The organism is Acidobacteriota bacterium, from assembly GCA_028875575.1.
Lineage (GTDB): Bacteria > Acidobacteriota > Terriglobia > Versatilivoradales > Versatilivoraceae > Versatilivorator.
On sequence record JAPPDF010000074.1, the window covers coordinates 1 to 21432 of the forward strand.

Annotated in this window: 13 protein-coding genes; 5 read left to right on the forward strand and 8 right to left on the reverse strand. The window is 59.0% G+C overall.

Translation table 11 applies throughout. The features are described from left to right. The 6 genes from mutM to lptD all read right to left on the reverse strand — a co-directional run. The coding region (gene mutM, locus OXI69_11120) for a bifunctional DNA-formamidopyrimidine glycosylase/DNA-(apurinic or apyrimidinic site) lyase (GenBank protein ID MDE2666694.1) at nt 1–831 on the reverse strand (831 nt) is incomplete at its 3' end. Between the two features lie 31 nt (nt 832–862). Next, entirely contained in the window at nt 863–2320 is a 1458-nt protein-coding gene (locus OXI69_11125; GenBank protein MDE2666695.1) for an HD domain-containing protein, read from the reverse strand. Between the two features lie 118 nt (nt 2321–2438). Then, complete coding sequence (gene lexA / locus OXI69_11130; GenBank protein MDE2666696.1) at nt 2439–3092, reverse strand: transcriptional repressor LexA; 654 nt, start codon at nt 3090–3092, stop codon at nt 2439–2441. A 319-nt stretch (nt 3093–3411) separates the two neighbouring features. Next, nucleotides 3412–3918 (reverse strand): acetolactate synthase small subunit, encoded by a 507-nt coding sequence (gene ilvN / locus OXI69_11135; GenBank protein ID MDE2666697.1) that lies wholly within the window; start codon nt 3916–3918, stop codon nt 3412–3414. A gap of 65 nt (nt 3919–3983) precedes the next feature. Next, nucleotides 3984–5708: a biosynthetic-type acetolactate synthase large subunit gene (gene ilvB / locus OXI69_11140; protein ID MDE2666698.1), complete on the reverse strand. Its 1725-nt coding sequence runs from the start codon at nt 5706–5708 to the stop codon at nt 3984–3986. 244 nt (nt 5709–5952) lie between these two features. Then, complete coding sequence (gene lptD / locus OXI69_11145; protein ID MDE2666699.1) at nt 5953–8289, reverse strand: LPS assembly protein LptD; 2337 nt, start codon at nt 8287–8289, stop codon at nt 5953–5955. A 493-nt stretch (nt 8290–8782) separates the two neighbouring features. On the opposite strand from lptD, the gene OXI69_11150 reads away from it, so the two are divergent. The 5 genes from OXI69_11150 (at nt 8783) to OXI69_11170 (ending at nt 13731) form a co-directional block, all read left to right on the forward strand. Beyond that, nucleotides 8783–9544, forward strand: coding sequence for an RDD family protein (locus OXI69_11150; protein MDE2666700.1), 762 nt, complete (start codon nt 8783–8785; stop codon nt 9542–9544). A 169-nt stretch (nt 9545–9713) separates the two neighbouring features. Next, nucleotides 9714–10577, forward strand: a complete 864-nt coding sequence (locus OXI69_11155) for a carbon-nitrogen hydrolase (GenBank protein ID MDE2666701.1) — start codon at nt 9714–9716, stop codon at nt 10575–10577. A 264-nt stretch (nt 10578–10841) separates the two neighbouring features. Beyond that, on the forward strand, nt 10842–11654 hold the full coding sequence (locus OXI69_11160) for an NAD+ synthase (GenBank protein ID MDE2666702.1): 813 nt from the start codon (nt 10842–10844) through the stop codon (nt 11652–11654). A gap of 14 nt (nt 11655–11668) precedes the next feature. After that, nucleotides 11669–12523, forward strand: a complete 855-nt coding sequence (gene rsmI / locus OXI69_11165; GenBank protein MDE2666703.1) for a 16S rRNA (cytidine(1402)-2'-O)-methyltransferase — start codon at nt 11669–11671, stop codon at nt 12521–12523. Nucleotides 12524–12561: 38 nt separating this feature from the next. Further along, nucleotides 12562–13731, forward strand: coding sequence for a pyridoxal phosphate-dependent aminotransferase (locus OXI69_11170; protein ID MDE2666704.1), 1170 nt, complete (start codon nt 12562–12564; stop codon nt 13729–13731). 6 nt (nt 13732–13737) lie between these two features. Here the strand turns inward: OXI69_11170 and OXI69_11175 are convergent, their stop codons facing one another. Both OXI69_11175 and OXI69_11180 read right to left on the reverse strand, forming a co-directional pair. Further along, nucleotides 13738–17454: an SBBP repeat-containing protein gene (locus OXI69_11175; protein MDE2666705.1), complete on the reverse strand. Its 3717-nt coding sequence runs from the start codon at nt 17452–17454 to the stop codon at nt 13738–13740. Nucleotides 17455–17915: 461 nt separating this feature from the next. Beyond that, nucleotides 17916–21263 (reverse strand): TonB-dependent receptor, encoded by a 3348-nt coding sequence (locus OXI69_11180; protein MDE2666706.1) that lies wholly within the window; start codon nt 21261–21263, stop codon nt 17916–17918. Nucleotides 21264–21432 lie beyond the last annotated feature (169 nt).

Here is a 21432-nt window from a genome sequence, read left to right on the forward strand (position 1 = left end):
CCGGGAAACCGGGCTGCTGCATCGACGACAGGGCTCCCCCGAACGCCTGTAAACCCTGAGCCGTTCCTGATTGGCCCCTGCCTCGCCCTTGGCGTTGATATAGTTTTGAAAACTGGTGCCACCGTACCTGAGACCCCGTTTGAGCACTCTTGGGATGGACCGAAACAGCCTTCTCTTCTCCTCTTCCGTCAAGGATTCGCAAAGCCGTAGCGGATGCAGACCCGCCTCAAACAGCGCCTCGTCCACGTAGATATTCCCCAGACCCGCCACGAAGTGCTGATTCAGCAGCAGGCTCTTGATCCGGGTCTTCCTGCCCTCCATTCCAGCCAGAAAGCGGGCCCAGGAATATTGCGAGGTGAAGGGCTCGATTCCCAGGCTCCAATATTCCTTGGCTTGCTTGAACTCTTCCGTCGCATAGAGGCGCCACTTGCCGAACTGGCGAATATCCCGATAGTGCATGGCGTTGCCATCGGTGAAATAGAGGCTCAAATGGGTATGCTTGTCGACGGCGTGCTGCCGGGCCTTCTGTAGTCCGGTCAGCGGATGGACGAAAAAGCTCGGGTCATCGATTCTGCTCTTGTCGCGGTAGGTCAACTGGCCTGTCATGCCCAGGTGCACCAGCAACCGAAAGTGATCGGTAGTGAAAAGGAGAAATTTGCCGCGGCGCGTGACTCGCCGGATGGTTTGCGCCTTGAGCGCTCGATACCAGCGGCCGGGATGCGGACGCACCACGATCCGCCGATTCCTGATGGTCACTTTGGAGATGGTCTTGCCGAGAACACTGCCGGCAAGTCCAATTCGGATCGTTTCAACTTCAGGCAACTCCGGCATGCAATCCCCGGCAATGGTCAAGTGTCCTGTCTCAGCACGGACCCAGGTCGAATCGAGCCGATACCCAGGCTTTGGCCTGCCGGCGGGTTTGCACCCGATTCTCCAATTGAGCGTCTCTCAACGAACCGAGAATCTCACGGAAGACCGGACCGGGAGTGTATCCCATTTGAATGAGGTCATTGCCGGTCAGGATCGGGCGAGGGTGAAGCTCCTCAGGTTCCGAATGATCCAGCGTGGCCACGGCCAGCCTCCAGTTGTCGAGGTTTCCGTGGCTGCCGAGGCAATCGAGGCGGTGCAGCTCGAGATGCTCCTCAAAGCCCTCCTGGCCCAGGAAGCGCTTGAGTGTCGAGGCCCGCATCCGTGGCAGGTCGATGAACTTCAGATGGTCTCTGACCAGCGCAGTGATTCTTTCCTGTTGCTTCCTGCTGAATCGGAGGCGTTCACAGATCCTGAGCGCCATCCGGGCTCCGACCTCGGCATGGCGGTTGAAGCGAATCCTGTCCCTGCGCTCAAACGTCGGCGGCTTCCCGACGTCGTGCAACAGGACTCCCACGGCCAGCGTGACCGAAGGGTAGGAGACCAGTGCCTTTCCAAACGGCACATTCGACGGAGGAGCAGGCCGGTCTGCTTGCCTGTCCAGGCTTTCGTCCTCCCGGAGATCGTTCCCCTTCTTGGTTCGGGACCGGTCCATCAATTTCAACATCAGCAGGGTGTGAACCCAGCAGTCCCCTTCGGGATGAAACTCAGGGGGCTGAGGAACTCCTTTCAAGTCCGACACCTCGGGAAGCAGGTGAACCAGCAGCCCCACCTCTTCCAACCTGCCGATCCCGGCGGCGGCATAGCCTTCCGTCAGTATCCTGACCAGTTCCTCCCTAATGCGTTCGGGACTCACCCGAGTCACCTCCTCGGCCCGGTCCCGCAATGCCGCAAGGGTCTCCTGCTCGAACCCATAGCCGAATCGAGCCGCGAACCGAACGGCTCTCACCAACCGAAGTTTGTCTTCCTGGAAACGGCGTTCGGCCGAACCGATGGTGCGAATGACGCCAGACCGAATGTCGCGCTCGCCTCCCACAAAGTCCAGGACTTGCCCGGAGGAAGGATCGTAGAGCAATCCATTGATGGTGAAGTCCCGACGCTGCACATCCAGCCGGGGGTCGGAGGAGTAGGTCACCCGACCGGGGCGCCTGCCGTCGGAATAGGCCCCGTCGGAGCGAAAGGTGGCCACCTCGTAGCTGCCCCCCTCCTCCATTACCCGAATCACGCCGAAGGCGGCGCCAACCGCGACCGTTTGTGGGAACAGCCTTCCCACCTCCTGAGGCGGGGCGCTGGTGGCAATGTCATAGTCCTTGGGGACAATGCCCATCAGGCGATCCCGCACACAGCCTCCGACGAAATAGGCCGCAAATCCCGCGGCCTGCAGCTTTTCGACAATCCTGGCGGCACAGGCCTCGGAGTTCCTGAAGGATTGTGATGAAAGGGTTTCATCCATCGCGGGAGCCCGCACTTTTAAGCGGGAGCAGCACTCTCGAGACAAGTGCAGGCTTGAGAAGATGCTGAAGGTAAACTGCCCTCCATGAGGTGGCCGGCGACTCAGCAAGACGCCCAGGCTAATACTTGCGCAAGACCCCAATGACTCTGCCCTGGATTTCCAGTTCTCCTTGCTCCATAAAGATTGGCGCCATGGACGGGTTGGCCGGCTGAAGTCGAAGGCGTCCATCCCTCTCGCGATAGAAGCGTTTCAGCGTGGCTTCGTTCCCTTGCACCAAGGCAACCACGGTATCTCCGTTGTCAGCGCCGCTGGTGCTCTCCACCACTACATAATCTCCATCGCAAATGTGGTCCTCGATCATGGAGTCTCCCTTGACCTGCAAGACGTAGACATTCTTGTTGCCCACGAACTCCTGCAAGGACAGGGCTTCCTGGCTGGCAAAGGCCTCAACCGGGCGACCGGCAGCGATTCGACCCAACAAGGGCAGCGACTCGGCTCTGTACATTGGTCCCGGATCGTGCTCGCCTTTCGCACTCAGGGCATCCGCTTCGATCATGGGACGCCGGTCGATGACTTCGATCGAACGACTCCGATTGGGATCCCGCCGAATATAGCCCTTTCGCTGCAGCGTATTCATGTGCTTGTGCACGGTAGCAAGCGAAGCGAGACCCAGTGCTTTCCTGACCTCGTCGTAGCTGGGGCAGTAACCGTTGCGGCGGACAAAGGAATCCAGAAAAGCAAGCACCCGAAATTGACGCTTGGTCAAAGCCATTCAGTCCCCCCGACTGCATCGAATTAGGACCCCATTGTAAGCGAATCAAAAGCGAAGATCAAATTAGTGGTTAGTGGAGAGTGAAGCGTGGAGGGTGGAGAGTGGTCAGCCGAGGATTTCGGGAACGGGCAAGCTCCTGATGAATTGACTGCGCTTATTGCAAGGACTGCGCCAAGGCCGACAAGATGCTCTGCGTGTCGATCGAACAGCTCTACACTCTCCACTATTCACTCTTCACTATTCACCTAGAAGCGCCGCCGCCCCATGCGACGGGGCGGATCGTGCGAGAGTGAAAAACCAGTGTCTCGGGCAAGGCCCTTCAGGTTACCTGGTTGCCTCTGGCCATGACAACCTGGCCTGTCCTTACCAACTCGATAATGTTGTACTTGTGGACCATGCGCACCAGCGCGTCGATCTTGTCGGTACCGCCGGTAGCCATCAGGATCATGGAGGATTCGGTGAGATCGACCGTCTTGCACTTGAAGTGTTCCGCCACCTGGAGGGCTTCGCTGCGATCTTCAGGCCCGGCGGCGACCTTGATCAGGGCAAGCTCCTGCACAACGGCGCTTTCGCCGGTATGGTCCACGCAGTGCAACACATCGATCAACTTGTTGACCTGCTTGATGATTTGTTCCAATCCTCCTGGATCGCCCTTTGCGGTGATCGTCATCCTGGAAAATTCTCCGTCCACCGAAGAAGAGACAACCAGAGAATCGATGTTGTAGCCGCGCCGGGCAAAAACCTGGGCGATCCTGGCCAGCACGCCAGGCTTGTTGGAAACATAGACGCTCAAGGTATGGGTGTCGCGACTCAATAAGCTTTCCATAGGGCTTCTCTCAAGAAAACGGCCCGCACCTCTCCGGGACCGCCAAATGGGTCGAAAATTGCCTCTCAGGTAGATCCGGTGGGCTTTTCCAGCCTTCTCCTGGGCTTTTCGATCAGCATGTCTTCAAGCGCCCTGCCCGCGGGTATCATGGGATAGACATTGTCGGTCTTCTCGCACTCCGCGTTCACCACCGCCGGGCCCTGATCGTAGTCGAGCGCCCGCTGGAGGATCTTTCTGACGTCGGCCGGTCGCTTCAGGGTGAACCCTCTTGCTCCCGGATAGGCGCCCGCCAGCTTGGCGAAGTCCGGGTTGCCCTCCAGGTCCACTCCACTCTCGCGTTCTCCGTAGAACAGTTCCTGCCACTGCCGGACCATGCCCAGGTAGTGATTGTTGAGGACGATGACCTTGATGGGAAGCCGGTGCACGCAGGCGGTCGACAGCTCACTCATGGTCATCTGAAAGCCTCCGTCCCCCACCACCGCCACCACCAAGTCCCTCGGACGGCCGAACTGGGCGCCAATGGCAGCGGGGAACCCGTACCCCATGGTGCCCGCGCCACCCGAACTCAGCCAGTTCGACGGATAGTCGGTCTTGTAGAACTGGGCCGCCCACATCTGATGCTGCCCGACATCGGTGGAGACGATCGCCTCTCCGCCGGTCAGCTTGTACAACTCATCCAGAACATGCTGCATTTTCAGGCCGCCGCGCCTCTTGTACTTGAGGGGATACTTTTTCTTGTATCCCTCCAGATGTTTCAACCAATCGGAGGTGTTCAATGGCGCCACGTGCTGGACCAGGTCCTCGACGATCTCCCGTGCATCTCCAACGCACCAGTGGTGGCACTGAATCATCTTGCCGATTTCGGCCTCGTCGATGTCGATGTGGATGCGCACCGCATCCTTGCAGAATCGATGCGGCTGCCCGACGATGCGGTCGTCGTAGCGGGAACCGATCGACATGACCAGATCGCATTCCACCATGGCCTTGTTGGCATAAGCCGTCCCATGCATCCCCAGCATGCCGAGAGACAGGGGATGCGATTCCGGAAACGCTCCTTTCCCCAAGAGCGTCGTGGTCACCGGAGCACACAACTTTTCCGCCAGCCTCCTGACCGCGTTGGAGGCATTGGCAACCAGAGCCCCGTGACCCACCAGCAAGACCGGCTTCCGCGCACGGCTGAGGGCACCGGCGATCTCCAGGATCTGGCTATGGTCGGGACTGCTTCCCACCCGATATCCCGGCAAATCCATTTCGGCATGAAGATCTCCCGAAAAGGGGTTCTGGCTCACGTCCTTGGGAACGTCGATCAGCACCGGTCCGGGACGTCCGGTACGAGCAATGTGGAAAGCTTCCCTCACGATTCTGGGAATGTCGTTGGGGTTCTTGATCAAGTAGCTGTGCTTGACGATCGGCATGGTCAAGCCGAAGACATCGGCTTCCTGGAAAGCGTCCTTGCCCAGCATGGGGGTCACGGTCTGACCCGTCAGGACCACCATGGGAATGGAATCCATCTGGGCAGTCATGATGCCGGTGACCGTATTGGTGGCCCCCGGGCCGCTGGTGACCAGCACGACCCCGGGCCTGCCCGTGGCTCGAGCGTAACCGTCCGCCATGTGGGAAGCCCCTTGTTCGTGTCTGACCAGAATCAGCTTGATCTTGGTTCTGGTGGTGACCAGAGCATCGAAAATGGGAATGGCCGCCCCGCCGGACAAGCCCCAGATGTACTCCACTCCTTCGTTTTCCAGGCCTCTGACCAAGGCTTGGGCTCCATCTATCGTTTCCTGGTTCATGTTCTGCGATCAACTCCTGAATAGACTGTCATGTTCGTTACAATCATAGTCAAGAATGTTGCCATTTTCAAGATGTCATAAACAAAGAACTCTAAATGTGTTGATTAGTTTCTGGAAGAACGAACTATTGTCACAACTTCTCAGAAAAATACTACAAAGATAACTGATAACCCGAAATATGTCGCTAGAATTGCATAAATAGGATCTATTTTGGATTTCACAATGTATTTTGGGAGGACTGTACTTAGAAAAGCTGCTCTCTTCTTCTCAGAGTCCCAAAGGAACCGATATTTTTGAGAAAAAAGCTGAACCGTACCTGAGACTCGTTGTCCAGTCGAGGGTTGAATTGCCTGAGACCGACATGGCGAAGATGAACGGCCACGCCACAGCAATCCCAATTGTAGGCCAGCTGTGCTGCCGTGTACTGTCTGCGCCGGGTGGTGAAATTGTGGACAAAGCTGAGGGCCGCACTGACCCCTTGGGGGGAGGATCGGCCTAGCCTGGCGCGGATCTGGTTGGAGGGAAACTGGTTGGGGGGCAGGTTGCGGGTATTGTAGTAGGTCAGGCCAAGGAAGTACCGGGAAAGGTTGACTCTACCGGCGACGCTGCTGGCTCTCAGGCGTTGTACTTCGGGATCGTAGTCGGTCCTGAAGTCAACCGTGTAGCGCTCGGCAGGGGTAAAGCGCAGGCGAGAGACAACGGGAGACACCCTTCTGTTTCCGTCCAGGTACGCGAAAGCCGACAACGTGTTGGCGGGAAACAGCACGTTTCGTCGTCCGGGGATCAGGGCGCCGCCAAAGGTGGGATCGAAGAAGACCTTCTGTCCGATACTCAAGGACAGAACCTCACTGGTTGTCCAGCCCCGGTCAGAGGTCGGGCGGCGAGCAAAGAAGCGATTGGTGACGACATACTCGACTTCATTGGAGTTGCTGAAGATGTCCTTCTCATCAAAGAGAATGGTATCCCTGAATTCGTCGATCCCGGAGATGTAGCGGTAGGTGATCGACGGTTCGACGAGATGCTTCAACCGATGCTGGCCCACCTGAAAGATCTTCTGCAACCCCGGACCTCTCCAATCCAGTTCCAGATCGAAGGCCGAGCGGCTCAAATCGCCGGGTCCGATTCCGGTGGGGCTTTGGGAATCCAACCGGTTGGAATAAAAGGTCTCCCGCCAGCCGATGCTGGGAGTCAGGCTGATTCCACTCCATCTGATGATCGGAATGGAGAGCCTGGGATGGAAATCGAAGCGCTGGACCACGCTAGGCGTCGATAGCCGGGCGTCCGTGCGGCCCATGCCTTCCACGGAGGTGTCGTAGGAAAAGTAGATCGGCCAGTCCTTTATCCTGCGCCGGTGGCCGTTCAAGTTGAAACTGGGAAACGTCCGGCTGGTAACCGCTCTTTCCCTGGAAAAAATTGTCGAGCGGCGTTCCCCGAAGACGTTGAGGCTGTCGTTGGAAAAGTTTCGGGTCAGAAAGGCCGAGGACACCTCGTCGGGTCTGGAGATTGTGTTGAAAGTGCGCCCATACACCTGTCGGAATTCCTGGGAGCTGACCACATCCACGTCGGCTACCGCCCTGAATCCGTTGTCCCAACGGGTTTCCGCCCTGACCTGCGCGCTTTGGCCCCCGAAGCCCTTCCGATCTCGGGCAAGGTAGCCCACGGCGGAAATGGAGCTGTGCCGGTTGGGCCTGGCTTCGAAGTCCAATCCGCCGGCGGGCCCGCGCTTGGAATAATAATCCGCACGCGTCAACAGATCTGCGCTGCGGCCCAAGGTCAAAAAAAAGGCTCCGCTGACGGAGCGGCCTCGGCTCGAGGAGTTGCCCGTGGAGGGCAGGAGAAAGCCCGTTTTCCGCTGTCTTTCACTGGTGGGCGCCCTGAGAAAGGGACTGTAGAACAGGGGAAGTTTCTTGATTCTGAAGACGGCGTGCCGCAGGTTTACGGGCTCGTCCACCTTGAAATCCGCGCTCCTGGTCGAGAAGCTCCACTTGGGAACCGGATCCTCGCAGGCCGTGACCGTTCCATCCACGATACGATACTCGTCGGCCCCGACCTTGTGAACCTCCTTGGCCTGGAAGAGGAATCCGGTGTCGGATCGACCCTGGAACTCGACCTGGGTATTGCCTCTGACGTCGTAAAAGGTCCCCGTCTGGCTGTCCAGGTTGAACTTGAAACGAGAGGCGTGAAGGCGGGTGAGTCCCTGCTCGAAGTAAATGTTTCCTTCGCCTTCAACATCTCCGGTGCTGTCGTTGCCGCAAATCTGGTCGGCCTTCAGCAGCAGGTCCCGGTAGCTGACCTCGACATTGCCCTGGGCGAGATAGTCGTGCTTCCCCGTTCGGGACTGTCGTTCAGCCCGGACGGTGATGACTTCTTCACCGAACCGGAGGGCAAGAGGGTCGGTTCCGGCGGAAGATGCAGGAGACCCGGATTCAGGCTGCCGTACCTGGGATTGGCTGGATCCCGGGAAAGCCGAGAGCAGGACCAGGAAACCGACCAGTATCCCCGACCTGACGGGATTGTCCCGAGGTCCGAAACAACTGAAAATCGTTTCCGTTCTTGAGTGAATTGGGTTGAAGGAATGCACTGGAAGTTTATTGGGAGCGGCTTGGGAATTCCCGCATGTGAATGAAATGTCGCATCCGTAATGGAGCGGAAGCACCCAGCGGCCCTAAGGACAGCTTAGCATAATGTGAACCTGCCCAGAGGACTCCCCGCAGGACTGGAATATCGCCGGCGCGTTCTGTTAACATCTGCCCAATTCACTCAGACCGGGACTCTTCCTAATAGACTTGACAACCTCCACCGGCTGATCGATTTCCATGATTTGTCCTTCCTGCGGCCTCCATAACCCACCGAACGCCGAGATCTGTATCGGGTGCAAACAACCCCTGCCGCCCTCCTCCGCACAACCCACACCAGATCCGAAACCGCCTGCCGACGCAGCGACCGGAAACCCGGCTGCAGCAGACGAACCGGTTTCCTCTCACGGCGATTCTCCAACGGCGGAGGATTCCCGGCAGCCGCAGGCCGATCAAGTACCCGTCCCGGACCTGAAGCAGCAACCATTGGAAACCGCGGTGAAGGACTTCCTGGATCGGGACTTGGTCAGGACGGAGGTCCCCCCTTCCAGCCTAACCGAGCAGACTCCCGCGCATCAGGAGTCTGCGCCCGCGGAGCCTGCCTGGCCGGAAACGGAACCCTCTGCCGACCACAACACGGGCGCCCGGAACGATGTCAAGTCCACACAGACGCCGGAAGCCGTCCTACCCAGTGCTGCGACGGCCCCCAAGAGCCAGGGAACCCTGTTCTCCGACAAGATCCAACGGATCGAAATCAAACTCAACCAATCGCCCCTTCCATTCGGCGAAAGCAAGCCCCAGGATGACTTGCTCAGGGATTCCATCCACCAGGAGTTGCGATCCGCGACCGTATGGGATCGTTTTGGCGCCGGAATTCTCGATACTCTACTGGTTGTCGGCTGTTGGCTGATCTTCAGCCTGGTGGTCATCACCTTTACGGATTTCAAGGTGCTCTCCCTTTCCGCCGGTTTGGGGCTCGGACTGGTTTTCCTCTCCATTGCGCTCTCCTATTTTTTTCTTTTCACCGTTCTCGGCGCCCGGACACCGGGAATGGACTACATGGGCCTGGCGGTCATTCGCTTTGACGGCGAATTACCCTCGTTCCGGGATGTGGGTTTGCGAATCTTCGGTTACTGCATCTCCGCGGGTTGCTTCGGACTGGGCTTCCTCTGGGCCTGTTTCGATGCGGAGCGACTGACTTGGCACGACCGCATTTCCAAGACCCTGGTGATAGAGTCCGCCCCCCCTCCGGGCGATTGAAGGGTTCCGCCGAAATCAAGGCGATGTGCGGAGCCTGATCGCCTTGCCCGGAGAATTTTTCGACTGAAACGCAAGGGGCCTTTCAATCCGGCCGTTTTCCTGTGGAACCTCCATCGGAGATGGTAATCTTATTTCTGCGGGCTCGGATGCCCTCATTCCGGAGTTGACCTTGACCGGTAAATTCACAGTCGCTTTGGCCCAGGTGTCACCAAAATTGGGGCTGTTGAGGGAAAACCTGCAGCTTCATCTGGACACCATCCAGAGGGCAAAATCGGAAGGGGCGGATCTGGTTGTCTTTCCGGAGCTCTCCCTGACCGGGTACATTCTGCAGGACCTGGTACCTGACGTCGCCATCGATCCCTCGAACGCTCCAAGTCTCCTGCCACTGCTGCAGGGCTGCAGGGATATCGCCTGTGTTTTGGGCTTCGTGGAAGTCTCGGATCGCTACAACTACTACAACGCCGCTGCCTACGTGTCCGAGGGCAGGATCCAGCATGTGCACCGGAAGTTGTATCTGCCCACTTACGGCATGTTCGACGAGATGCGCTTTTTCGCCATGGGCGAGAAGTTGCGGACGGTCCGGACTCCCTTCGGTCCGCTGGGCTTGCTGATCTGTGAAGACCTCTGGCACCCTTCCACCCTTTACCTACATGTCCAGGATGGAGCACGGGTGGTGGTGACGCTTTCCTCGAGTCCCGGCAGGGGCGTGAGGACCAATGAAGGGTTTCAGACGTCTCAGGGATGGGAAACTCTGCTGAAGGCCTTGTCGCAGTTTTACACCGTTTACAACCTTTACGCCAATCGGGCCGGCATCGAGGACGGGGCCTACTTTCCCGGAGGATCGATGGTCGTCAGTCCTGTTGGAGAGGTAATAGCCCGGAGCCAAACCTCCGGAGAGGACCTAGTGCTGGCCGAGCTGGATCTGGACGAGATCCGCCGGGCACGGCTCTTCACCCCGGTCCTGCGGGATGAGCGCCTGGATCTGACCCTGAGGGAACTGACTCGAATTGTCCGTCAGCGTTCCCTGACCTAGTCACCCGAGCACCGAATTGATCACGAAGCGAATAGTGAAGAGTGGTGAGTGGTGAGCGGAGGGTGCTGAGATAGGCAAGCGCCTGATGACCCAGTTGCATTTTTTAAGGACCGTGGCGAGATACACAAGACACTTAACTGATCGATTCCAGTCTTAGTTGAAGGACTGCGCCGAAACCGACAAGATGCTTGGCGTGCAGATCGAATAGCTCTTCACTCTCCACTCTTCACTCTTCCCTATCCGCTGACCACTAGATAAACGTCCATGCAACTGAACTGCCCGCTGGTAAACCAGGTTCTGCAAAGCTTTATCCGTGACGAGCTGAGCAAGGCGGGATTTCACCGGGTGGTGGTCGGACTGTCAGGCGGCATTGACTCGGCGGTCTCCTGTTTTCTGGCCGCCCGCGCTTTGGGCCCTGAGAATGTTCTGGCCGTTATGATGCCCTACAGAACCAGCAGTCCGGAGAGCCTCTCCGACGCTCGGGCGGTGGTTGAGGCCCTCGGAGTCCAAAGCGAGATCGTCGAGATCACCTCCATCGTGGACGGCTACTTTGAGGCGCAATCCCGGGCGAGTTCCCTGCGTCGAGGCAATGCCATGGCCCGAGCCCGCATGATCGTTCTCTTCGACAAATCGATGGAGTTCAATGCCCTGGTGCTTGGCACTTCCAACAAGACGGAGCTGCTGCTCGGCTACGGTACGCTTTTCGGAGACATGGCCTCCTCGATCAATCCGATCGGAGACCTTTACAAGGCCGATATCTTCAAGTTGGCCCGTTACCTTGAAGTCCCACAATCCATTCTCGACAAGAAACCCACGGCCGATCTCTGGGCGGGACAGTCGGACGAAGATGAGTTGGGTTTCACCTATGCCGAAGTCGATGAACTCCTGCACGAGCTCATCGATCGCCGCGTCGCGCGGCGAGAGCTGGTGGAAAAGGGCTTCAAGAAGGACTTTATCCAGATGGTCGTCAACAGAATCCGAGGCTCCCAGTTCAAGCGGCGCGGCCCGGTGGTCTGCAAGCTGTCTCCCAGGTCCGTCAGTCACGACTTCCACTATCTCCGAGATTGGGGGATGTAACTCCCCGGTGCGTTATGGCGGGAACACTCTTCGTAGTAGCCACACCGATCGGGAATCTGGAAGATATTACCTTGCGCGCTCTGCGCATCCTTGGTGAAGCAGACCTGATCGCCTGCGAGGACACCCGCCACACCAGAAAACTGCTGGCCCACTATCATATTACGACTCCGACCTCCAGCTACCACGAACATAATGAGCAACAGCGAACCGGCTGGTTGGTGGAACGACTGGAATCGGGAACGGACATCGCCCTGGTCAGCGACGCGGGAACGCCATCCATCTCCGATCCTGGTTATCGCCTGGTTCGGGCCGCTCTGGAGCGCGGGGTCCGCGTTTCTCCAATCCCCGGAGCCTGCGCGATCATTTCCGCCCTGAGCATCTCGGGGAGATCCACCGATTCCTTTGCGTTTCTCGGATTTCTCCCCGGCAGGAGAGCGGCGCGGCGCAACCGGCTGCGAGCGTTGCGGTCGGAATCTCGTACGCTGCTCTTCTTCGAATCTCCACTGAGGCTGGCATCCACCCTGAGCGACATCGACGACATCCTGGATTCACGAGAAGTAACCGTCGCCCGGGAAATGACCAAGGTTCACGAGCAACTGGTCACCGGAACGGCAGCCGAGTTGGCGTCCCTCTTTCGAAGCCGACGCCCCAAGGGAGAGGCGGTGGTGGTAGTGGAAAAGTCATCGCCAGAGGACTCCCCCGAGTCGGTCAGCGACAGGGAACTGGATCTTCGTTTCGAGGGACTGGTGGACCAGGGTGTTTCCAGGAAAGATGCCATCAAGCAGTTGGCCAAGGAGTTGGCTTCTCCGAAGCGGGAGCTCTACCTTCGACTGCTCCGGAGAAAAGAGCTTGTGGATGGGGAACGGTAACAACCAAACAGTGGTACGAAGGAAGAAAGGAAAGAGAGATGATGGAAAAACTGGCTAGCCGCATGGGGAGGCTGGGAACCGAAACGGCCTTCGACGTCCTGGTAAAGGCCAAGGCGCTGGAAGCGAGGGGACGTAGCGTCGTTCACCTTGAACTGGGGGAGCCGGACTTCGATACCCCCTCAAATGTGATCCAGGCCGCCAATTCCGCCATGGAGGAAGGATACACCCATTACTGCGCTTCGGCCGGCTTGGTGGAACTGCGGGAAGCCATTGCCGACCACGTGGGGCAAACTCGCTCGGTAGACATCGATCCGGACTGGGTCGTGGTCACGCCGGGAGCCAAGCCCATCATGTTTTTTCTGATCCTGGCCCTGGTGGAAGAAGGTGACGAAGTCATCTACCCGAACCCGGGCTTCCCCATCTACGAATCCATGATCCGCTTTTGCGGGGGCACCCCGGTCCCCTTGCCCTTGCTGGAGGAGTTCGAGTTCCGTTTCGACCCCGAGCAACTTGAATCGAAAGTCTCGTCCAAGACCAAGTTGATCATTATCAACTCCCCACAAAACCCAACCGGAGGACTGCTGACGGAGAACGATCTGGCCACCGTCGCGGATCTGGCCACCCGGCACGACATCACGGTACTAGCGGATGAAATTTACTCCTGCATCATCTACGAAGGTGAGCATCGCAGTATCACCTCGATTCCGGGGATGATGGACCGCACCGTCATCCTGGACGGGTTCTCCAAGACCTTTGCCATGACCGGGTGGCGGCTCGGATACGGCATCATGAGGCCGGAACTGCAGACCCACATCTCAAAGCTGGTGACCAACAGCGTTTCCTGCACGGCGCCTTTTGCCCAGCGGGCGGGGTTGGAGGCATTGGCCAACGCCGAGAGCGCCACGGCTTCGATGGTGGCGGAATTTCGCAAGCGCAGGGATTTTCTGGTCGAGGCGCTGAATCGAATACCCGGAGTGAGCTGCCTGAATCCGCCTGGAGCCTTCTATGTATTCCCCAACGTTCGCTCCTTCGGCAAGAGCAGCGACGAAATCGCCGACTATCTGTTGCAGGAAGCCGGTGTGGCCTTGCTCTCGGGAACAGCCTTCGGAGCCTTTGGAGAGGGCTACCTCAGACTCTCCTACGCGACATCCATGGAAAACCTTGCCGAGGGCAGCCAACGGATAGCAGACGGTCTGGCGCGACTCTGAGATGGATCAGGGAACACCGTATATGAAGAACGCGTCCCCGGAGGACCGGCTGTCCTGGATTCCGTCGGTAACGACGGCAAAGGTCAAGAAAGGATTGGACCCGGAAATTCGGGAGACACGAACATAGCCCTGGTCGGTTTCCGGAACGTTCTGCTCAAGAATCGACTCCAACCGGATCGACTTGCGGGCCTCCAGTTCCACTTCCTCGATCGTATGGACCAGCATTCCCGTTTCTCCGTCGTAGATCTCGACGCTAAAGAGGCTGGTCTCGTCGCTCAACTCTCCCGTATTGACGATTCCCAGATCGGTTTGCTTTTCCTGGTCCTGGCGCAGTCCGTACACCCAGGCCGGGGTATGGTGGGAGTCTCCATAGGGTACGGCCGCGTGGACAAATCCGTTGCGGCGGCCGTCCATGAGAGTTGAATTCCTTACACCCACGTAATAGCCGCTATCCTCGCCGGTTCCATCAACGGCGACGGTGACAAAGATGGAGCCGGAAAAATAATCACCGGGAGCACCCAATCCCGGGAAATAACTCGGCAGTCCGCCTCCCTCGTTGCGCAGCCAACTTACGAATTCGGGCACAATGAACTGCTCCCGAGGTCTCAGGGAGAGCAGTCGGGAACCCAGCGGGTTTTGAATTCCATCGGACAGAACCGAAAACCCCACCACCATCCGGGATTCCGACCAGTTGGTCACCACCAGCTCACTGTTGAACCGGGCGGTTTTCTCCACGGCGAGCAATGTCTGTCCCTTTCTGCCGACAGTCGCTTTTTCCGGAACGGGCGCAATAAAGGAACCATCGGAACCTCCCCGGTCGGTGAGGAGGGCATAGGCATAGTAGGGCGCTTGCCCTTCGACCTTCTCGACGCGCACATAGCCATTTTCCAGCGAAAGACCGTTGGACCGGAGAACATCTTCGATTTCACTGAATGAACCCGGCTCTATTGTCTGATCTTCGAGAACCAGGGAATCCGAGTTCAGCGTCTGATCTTCAGGAACCAGGGAATCCGGCTGCTGAGGATCGCCGGAGACGATGGTCAGCCTCAAGGTGATGTCGCCGCTCTCCTGTGACCCCAGGTTGTGAACCACAAGGCTGCTGCGATCCTCGTCATCGTGGCGGAGTCCACAGAGGTACACCGGCTGGTGAAATCCGGTGGAAACACCTGGATAGGACCAACCGCTTCGGACCCCGTCAACCGTCCTGGCTGTTCGCACGCCCACCGTCCCTTCCGATTCGGAGTTCAGTCCGGAGAAACGAACCGACAGGCTCCCTCCCCGGCTTCCTGCATCCGGAATGGGAACCCCCAGTTCTCTCAGGTAATCAATGGCATCGGGCAGGATGCGCTGCCGGCCTGCCGGCAAGTCGTCCGTGGCGGTGCCGCTCCCCCCCCCGATGGCTGCCGTGTAGGTGAATTCCAGCGTGGCCGGCTGGGTCCCCCGATTGCTGAGGGTCAGCTCCGAATTGACCGCGGCGCCATCGGATTCGGTGGTTGCGAGCACAATGGGCACGAAGACTTCGGCATCACCAAGGAGCCTCGCCACAAAGGCTGCGTTTCCTTCCGAAGCCTGGTAAGCCCCAGTGGTCAAGGTGAAGTCGGAGCCCGCCTGTCCCGTGATGTAAGCGCTTCCCCGAGGACTGACCCATAGACCGCTGCCGCCCTCGACGCTATCACCGCTTCCCGCCCTGACGGAGTAGACAAGCTCCTCTCCCTGGGGGTCCAGTTTGCTTACGAAAATCTGTCCCTCGGAAGACCCCAGGGCTTGCACCTCCGGAAAGTCGGAGGAAAGCGTTACACCCGTCACATAGGCGTTCCCGTGCAGATCCACACCCACGCCATTGGCATAATCGATGGAGCTGCCGCCAAGATAGGTGGAGTAGACCAGGGCGGTCCCCTCCCGGTTCAGCTTGGAGACGAAAGCATCCAGGCAGAGCGAGGTGCCGCAGATCCCGGCTCCGGGCGCCGATTCGGAGTAAGCACCGGCAGTCGTCGGAAAGTCCTGATAGGCTGTATAACCGGTTACATAGACGAAATCCCGGGCATCGACAGCGATCCCTGTGATCCCCTCCAGTTCCTGGGGGGAGGCATCCAAGGGCGCGGAGGTCCCACCGAGCCGAAAGCTGTAAAGGGTTTCGGCTCCCTCGGAATCCAGCTTGGTCACAAAAGACTCGTTTCCACTTCTGCCGGAGAGATAGGCATTGTTTTGGGAATCCAGGGCCACGCCGGCGCCCCCCACGCCTTGGACCGAATAGAGCAGTGACGTCCCATCCGGGGCGACCTTGGCCACAAACCCTCCCTCGGCTCCATCGCCGGTTACGTAGGCGGATCCGTGAACGTCGACGGCAATTCCGTTGCCGCCCAGTCCCCCCTCGTTGCCACCCAGATAGGTCGAGTAGAGTAGAGCCGTCCCGTCCGCATTCACCTTGGTCACAAAGGCACTGTTGCAGAACTGGGCCGCAAGATCCGATCCGCACTGTTCGCTCGAGAGGGCCGATTGCCAGGCATCGGATGAAACGGGGTAATCAGAAGAGCTGGTGGTGCCGGTGAGATAGGCATTGCCGTGAGCGTCCACGGCAACTCCGTACCCGTAATCGAATCCGGAACCACCCAAAAACGTAGAGTAAACCAATTCCGTCCCCTCGGCGTTCAGCTTGGCCAGGAGAATGTCGGGGCAGCGAACCAGGTTCGGCCCGTCATAACACTCCCCTTCACTGTGCAGGCTTTGAAAGGCTCCGGAGGAGGTGAGAAAGGCAGGGTTGGCAATTCCCGTCACGTAGGCGTTGCCCTGCCGGTCAACAGCGACGGCAAAACCTCCAATCCCATTGGCCGAATAGGTCAGCACGGGATCGATCACCAGAGGCCTGCCCGGGTCGTAGCGGCCCAAACGGAATCCCACCTCCCCGTTGCGGCCAAGCTCATACTGCACGCGGACTTCCCGACGAACGCCACCCACTTCCTGAAACGCCAAGGGACGCATCAGACGGAGATCTCCCGGGAGAATGAGGTTCCCCTGTTCATCCAGCGATAGCCCGGGACGGCCTGGAATGTCCCCACCACCCGCAAAGTGGAGGCGAATCGCGCCGGGGTCGGCACCCGAATCGAGCCGGAAGTCGAATTCCAGACGCCGGCCGTTGCCATAAAAGATCAGGTCGATCCCCGGATAAACCTGCTGGTAGCGGACTTTGGAAAAGGTCGGAACGTCCGTATGCCACTGCCGTGGGTCCGTGCCCCGCAAGTAGTGACTCTTGCTTCGAAGCCGGTTTTGGCCACGAATCCCGGGCCGTGGCCTGCCGTTGACAAGCCGCATTCTCAACGTCGACATCCCACTGATCACCCCCGGCAGCTTGGACCCTCTTGAGAACTCGCCGGACTGAAACTGAAAGACCAACTCGCGATCGAGCAGAAGATAGCTGTAACCGGGCCCTCGAGAAAGAAAGCGAACCTGATTCCCGGCCTGGCCGCGGTTGGGTTCGAAGCTGAGAGGCAACTCGCCATAGGTCTGGCGAAGCTTGGCCTTGCGGAGGGCTTGTCGCGCATCCGGCAGACTCAGGGGAGCAGCAGTGGCCGGCCGGTCCTGGGTTTGGACGACCAGCCGCGGATCCGATCCCTCCGTCGAAAGCTCTCCGGCCACCAGCGGAGCCATGCCGCTGCCGACTCCAATCAGAACAACCCAGCCCAGTACGGCTCTCGGGAGTAGTCCTCGGCGATTCAATGACGTCATGCTTTCCTGAAACAGATTGCGGAACTTGTTGAAAACAAGGGATCCCTGTTGGCGATTGCGACCAGGTGCCATGACCCGTTTAACCGGTTTTCTACCCATTGAACATCGATGCACAGGATGCACAGGATTAACAGGACGAGGGCTTCCTGCACCAGAAGCTAGTTGGGGCGATAATCCGGTGCGGATTCGCGGATTCCCGGCATTGGAAGCTAGCCGTTTCCTGAAACAGATCCTGTGCATCGATGTTAATAATCCCTGTAAATCACGATGCGGCGGGAAGCGTCCCCCACTGGCTCCGCCGCGATCCTTGTTGCCCCTTCGTGGCCCTTCGTGGATCACTCTTTTTTCGTTTGTTTCAGGTAAGCGCAATCAAGTCGTCAGGCGCTTATTTGTTCCCGAAACCCTCGGCTGACCACACTTCCCACTTCATCCTTCAAACTTCACCCTTCATCCTTCAAACTTCAAAAGATCAGTTTTGCAGCCAGGACGACCTGGCGCGCTTCCTGGGGAAAACCCGCAGGCGTCCCGAAGGAGGCCACCACTCCCGGAACTCTGGATCCCAGATCCGTGTTGAAGGACAAGGCTGCCACATTGGTTGTCGCCGGCTTCACATACAGGTTGGAGTGGTTGAAGAGATTGTAGAGCTCCGCCCGAAACTGAAGCTGCATCCCTTCCGCTCCACCGATCTCGGAAAGATCGATATTTTTCGCCAGCGCAACGTTCTGGAACTGGGTGCCCGGCCGCTGGAAGGTGTTTCGCCCCAAGGACCCGTCAAACGGTCCATTGACGGAGAGTTGACAGCCGAAGGGGGCGGCATCGGCAATACAGCTCCCATTGGAGTTGCGGACACGGTTGACGGGCAGGACCAGAAAGGCGTTCGGTGTTCGGACATCGACCTGGCGTTCCCCGGTTTCCAGCATTCCCGGTGCCTGTCCCGTGAGTCGTGGCCGGGTGTTGTCGGACAACTCCCGATCGATGACCCGTCCGTCCCAAAGACTGAAGGGCTGGCCGCTCTGAAAGGAAACGATCCCGCTGAACTGCCAGCCTCCCAAGACCAGGCGCGTCAAACCCCGCGTTCGAGCCGCACCCGGAATCTGCCAGACGAAGTGGCCCACCATCCGCTGGCGAACATCGTGATCGGAGGGACCCTTGTCCAGATAGGGATCAAGGGCATCCAGCGGCAGTCCCGCGCCGCCGCTCACGCTGTCGTCACCCACCAGCGAGCTCACGTTGTCCAGGGAGTGGCTCCAGGTGTAGTTCAGACCGTACTGCAGTCCGAATCTGCGCAGGCGAAGGCTTTCGATTCGGAGCTGCATCCCGTGATAGGAAGACCGGGCCCGGTTTCCCATGGTGATCAATGCGGCGATATGGTTGACCAGTCTTTCACCCGGGCGCCCCAGAAACCGACCGCTTCCCAGTCGATTGGCGTTGACGGGCCGGTAAAGATTCTGGCCCCTGGAGCCCACGTAGGAAGCAGTCAGCAACAGCTTGTTGGCCCAGTCGTGTTGGAGGGTGGCGTTCCAGGTCCAGGAGGAAGCGGTTGCCAGATCCTGGTCCAGGTGGCTGACAGCACTGGCAGGCAAAGACAAGGGTCGCGAGTCAAAAAGGATGTAGGGATCTTCAAACAGGGCCGGCGACAACGGGACTCCGGAAATACGGACGACGCTGAAGGCCGGAGGATTCAAGTTCTCGTATACGAATCCGGGCAGTCGCTCGTAAAAGCGTCCGATCCCGGCCCGAATCACGAGTTGGCCTCTGCCGGTCAAATCATAGGCAAGACCCATTCTGGGCGAGAGGTTGGTCTTGCTGGCCGGAAAGAAGTGGTTCCGGTACTGGCCGGGAGCGTCGACGGTGCGGAGCAAACGCCCGTTGGCCATCTGCTCCAGGGAGGTGGTTCCGTCTCCTCGATAAAAGTTGGTTTCCAAGTGCTTTTCCTGGCCGATGCGATGGCCGGGACCGAAGTATTCGTACCGCAGACCCGGCGACAGGGTCAGCCGGGGGCTTACCTTCCAGGAGTCCTGCAGAAAACAGGCCAGGTCGTTGAATCGATAGTGCCGCCTAGGGTTGAAGGTCCGGAAGGGAGGCGACAAGATCTCCCCGGGAACCTTGCCTCTCGGATCCAGGTGAATCTGAAAGGAGGACGCCCGGCCATTCACGAATCGCTGCAGGTCCTTGAACTCAACATGATTATGGCGAGTCAGCGTGGACTCGGCGGGGGTCTGGTTGTCCCGGAGATGGACCAGGCTGGCGCCGAACTTCAGGTTGTGGCGTCCTCTCACCCAGTTCGCCATCTGCTGAAACTGGTACTCGTTCTGGGCGCCGCCGTCGCCGTTGCGTCCGGAGGGCAGTGCCAAAGAGCCCACGGCGCCGCTGATTTCATCCCCGGTAATGACAAAGGAGGGAAAGCCTCCGGTTAGCCGATTCGCCCTCTGGTGGAAGAGACGGCTGAAAACCAGGCGGGATTCGGTCAGGAAGTTTCCCGACCAGAATCGCGTCAGGTTGACCGTCATGGTTTGATTCCTCAAGTGATAGGACCGGTCCAGCAGGGAGGAATAGGGCTGATCCACGGTCGCCAGCCGGGCGTGATCCTGAAAGGCATAGCGGGTGTTCAGCACCGTGCGGGGGCCGATGCTGGTGTCAATTCGCGCCGTCCAGAGGTAGGTGTCCTGGGGTGGCCCGGCGCCGGCATCCACCGGCCCGGTGCGCGAAGTGGAAGCAAATGCCGGCAGGGTGACAAAGCCTGCCCCGATCCTGGACCCGCAGGCTCTTCCGAAGGGGCAGACGGTGCGGATGCTGATATCGGTGTCGGAGAGGTTCGCGGGCAGGGAAAAGCGGTCGAAGATGGCGTTGGTCCCGGGAGAACTCACCGAGAGCAGTTGCGGAGTCGGGACATAGTAGCTCAGAGCCGCCGAACTCCGGACCAGGATGGGCTCAAAGGCCGCAAAGAAAAAGACCCTGTCCCGGTAAACTGGCCCACCCAGCGTGCCCCCGAGCTGCTGGCGGTTGAAGACCGGCCGGGGCAATCCCCTGGAGTTGTTCTCAAAGGTATTGGCCGCCAGCCTGGAATTGCGAAGGAAATAGTAGGCGTTCCCGTGAAACTCGTTCACTCCGCTCTTGGTGATGGCATTGGCGATGAAACCCGCATTGCGGCCATATTCCGCGGTGAAGTTGTTGGTCAGCAACCGGTACTCCTGCACGGCGTCCAGGGGAACGATCTGGCCCGGACCGGAGTTGTAGGGGTCGTTGTTGGCGCTTCCGTCCAGCAGGAAGCCCCCACTCTCCGCGCGCTGGCCGTTCAAGGCAAAGCCGATGCCCCGCCTCACGCTGGCCGGTGTGGCCCCGGAACTGACCCCGACAAAATCGTAGGGATTGCGGGTCAACGAAGGCAGCTCCGTCATGACCTGAGGCTTGATGGTCGTGCCCAATGTGGCGGACTCGGTTCGTATGAGAGGGATGCCCCCCAGTTCGGTGACGCTGGCGATGACCGAGCCAACTTGCATCGAGAAGTTCAAAACCACGGAATCCTGGACGTGGAGTTCCAGGTCCGGCTTCACGATCGTGCGATAACCCAGCAGCCGGATAATCACCCGGTAATGTCCCGGCGGCAGGTTGGAGAGCCGATAGAGCCCCAGCCGATTGGTCCTGGCCCGAAGCCTCTGGTTGGTTTCGATTTGGGTAGCGGTCACCTGGACCCCTGACAGAACCTGGCCCTGCCGGTTGGTCACCCGGCCGCTGAGGGTCGCCGTGGGGTTGGCCAGCAACGGGCCGGCCAATGCCACCCACAGGGTTGGGACTAGAATCAGACGCACGGCGTGGAATTACCTCCCGTGTGGAGCAAGGGTACAGGCTGGATCACACCCGAGTATGCCACCCTCGGTTGCCAACTGCGTCACTGGGATCAGGAGAGGTGGCTGAACAGAATGACCGGTGCCAGGCAGGGTGGATCCTGGGGCTCCGATCCCCGTCCTGGGAAGGTGA

Excerpts from the sequence above, each read along its gene's own strand:
- ilvN (MDE2666697.1), bottom strand. The coding sequence starts at position 3,918 with ATGGAAAGCTTATTGAGTCGCGACACCCATACCTTGAGCGTCTATGTT.
- lexA (MDE2666696.1), bottom strand. The coding sequence starts at position 3,092 with ATGGCTTTGACCAAGCGTCAATTTCGGGTGCTTGCTTTTCTGGATTCC.
- OXI69_11160 (MDE2666702.1), top strand. The coding sequence starts at position 10,842 with ATGCAACTGAACTGCCCGCTGGTAAACCAGGTTCTGCAAAGCTTTATC.
- ilvB (MDE2666698.1), bottom strand. The coding sequence starts at position 5,708 with ATGAACCAGGAAACGATAGATGGAGCCCAAGCCTTGGTCAGAGGCCTG.
- OXI69_11170 (MDE2666704.1), top strand. The coding sequence starts at position 12,562 with ATGATGGAAAAACTGGCTAGCCGCATGGGGAGGCTGGGAACCGAAACG.
- OXI69_11175 (MDE2666705.1), bottom strand. The coding sequence starts at position 17,454 with ATGACGTCATTGAATCGCCGAGGACTACTCCCGAGAGCCGTACTGGGC.
- OXI69_11125 (MDE2666695.1), bottom strand. The coding sequence starts at position 2,320 with ATGGATGAAACCCTTTCATCACAATCCTTCAGGAACTCCGAGGCCTGT.
- rsmI (MDE2666703.1), top strand. The coding sequence starts at position 11,669 with ATGGCGGGAACACTCTTCGTAGTAGCCACACCGATCGGGAATCTGGAA.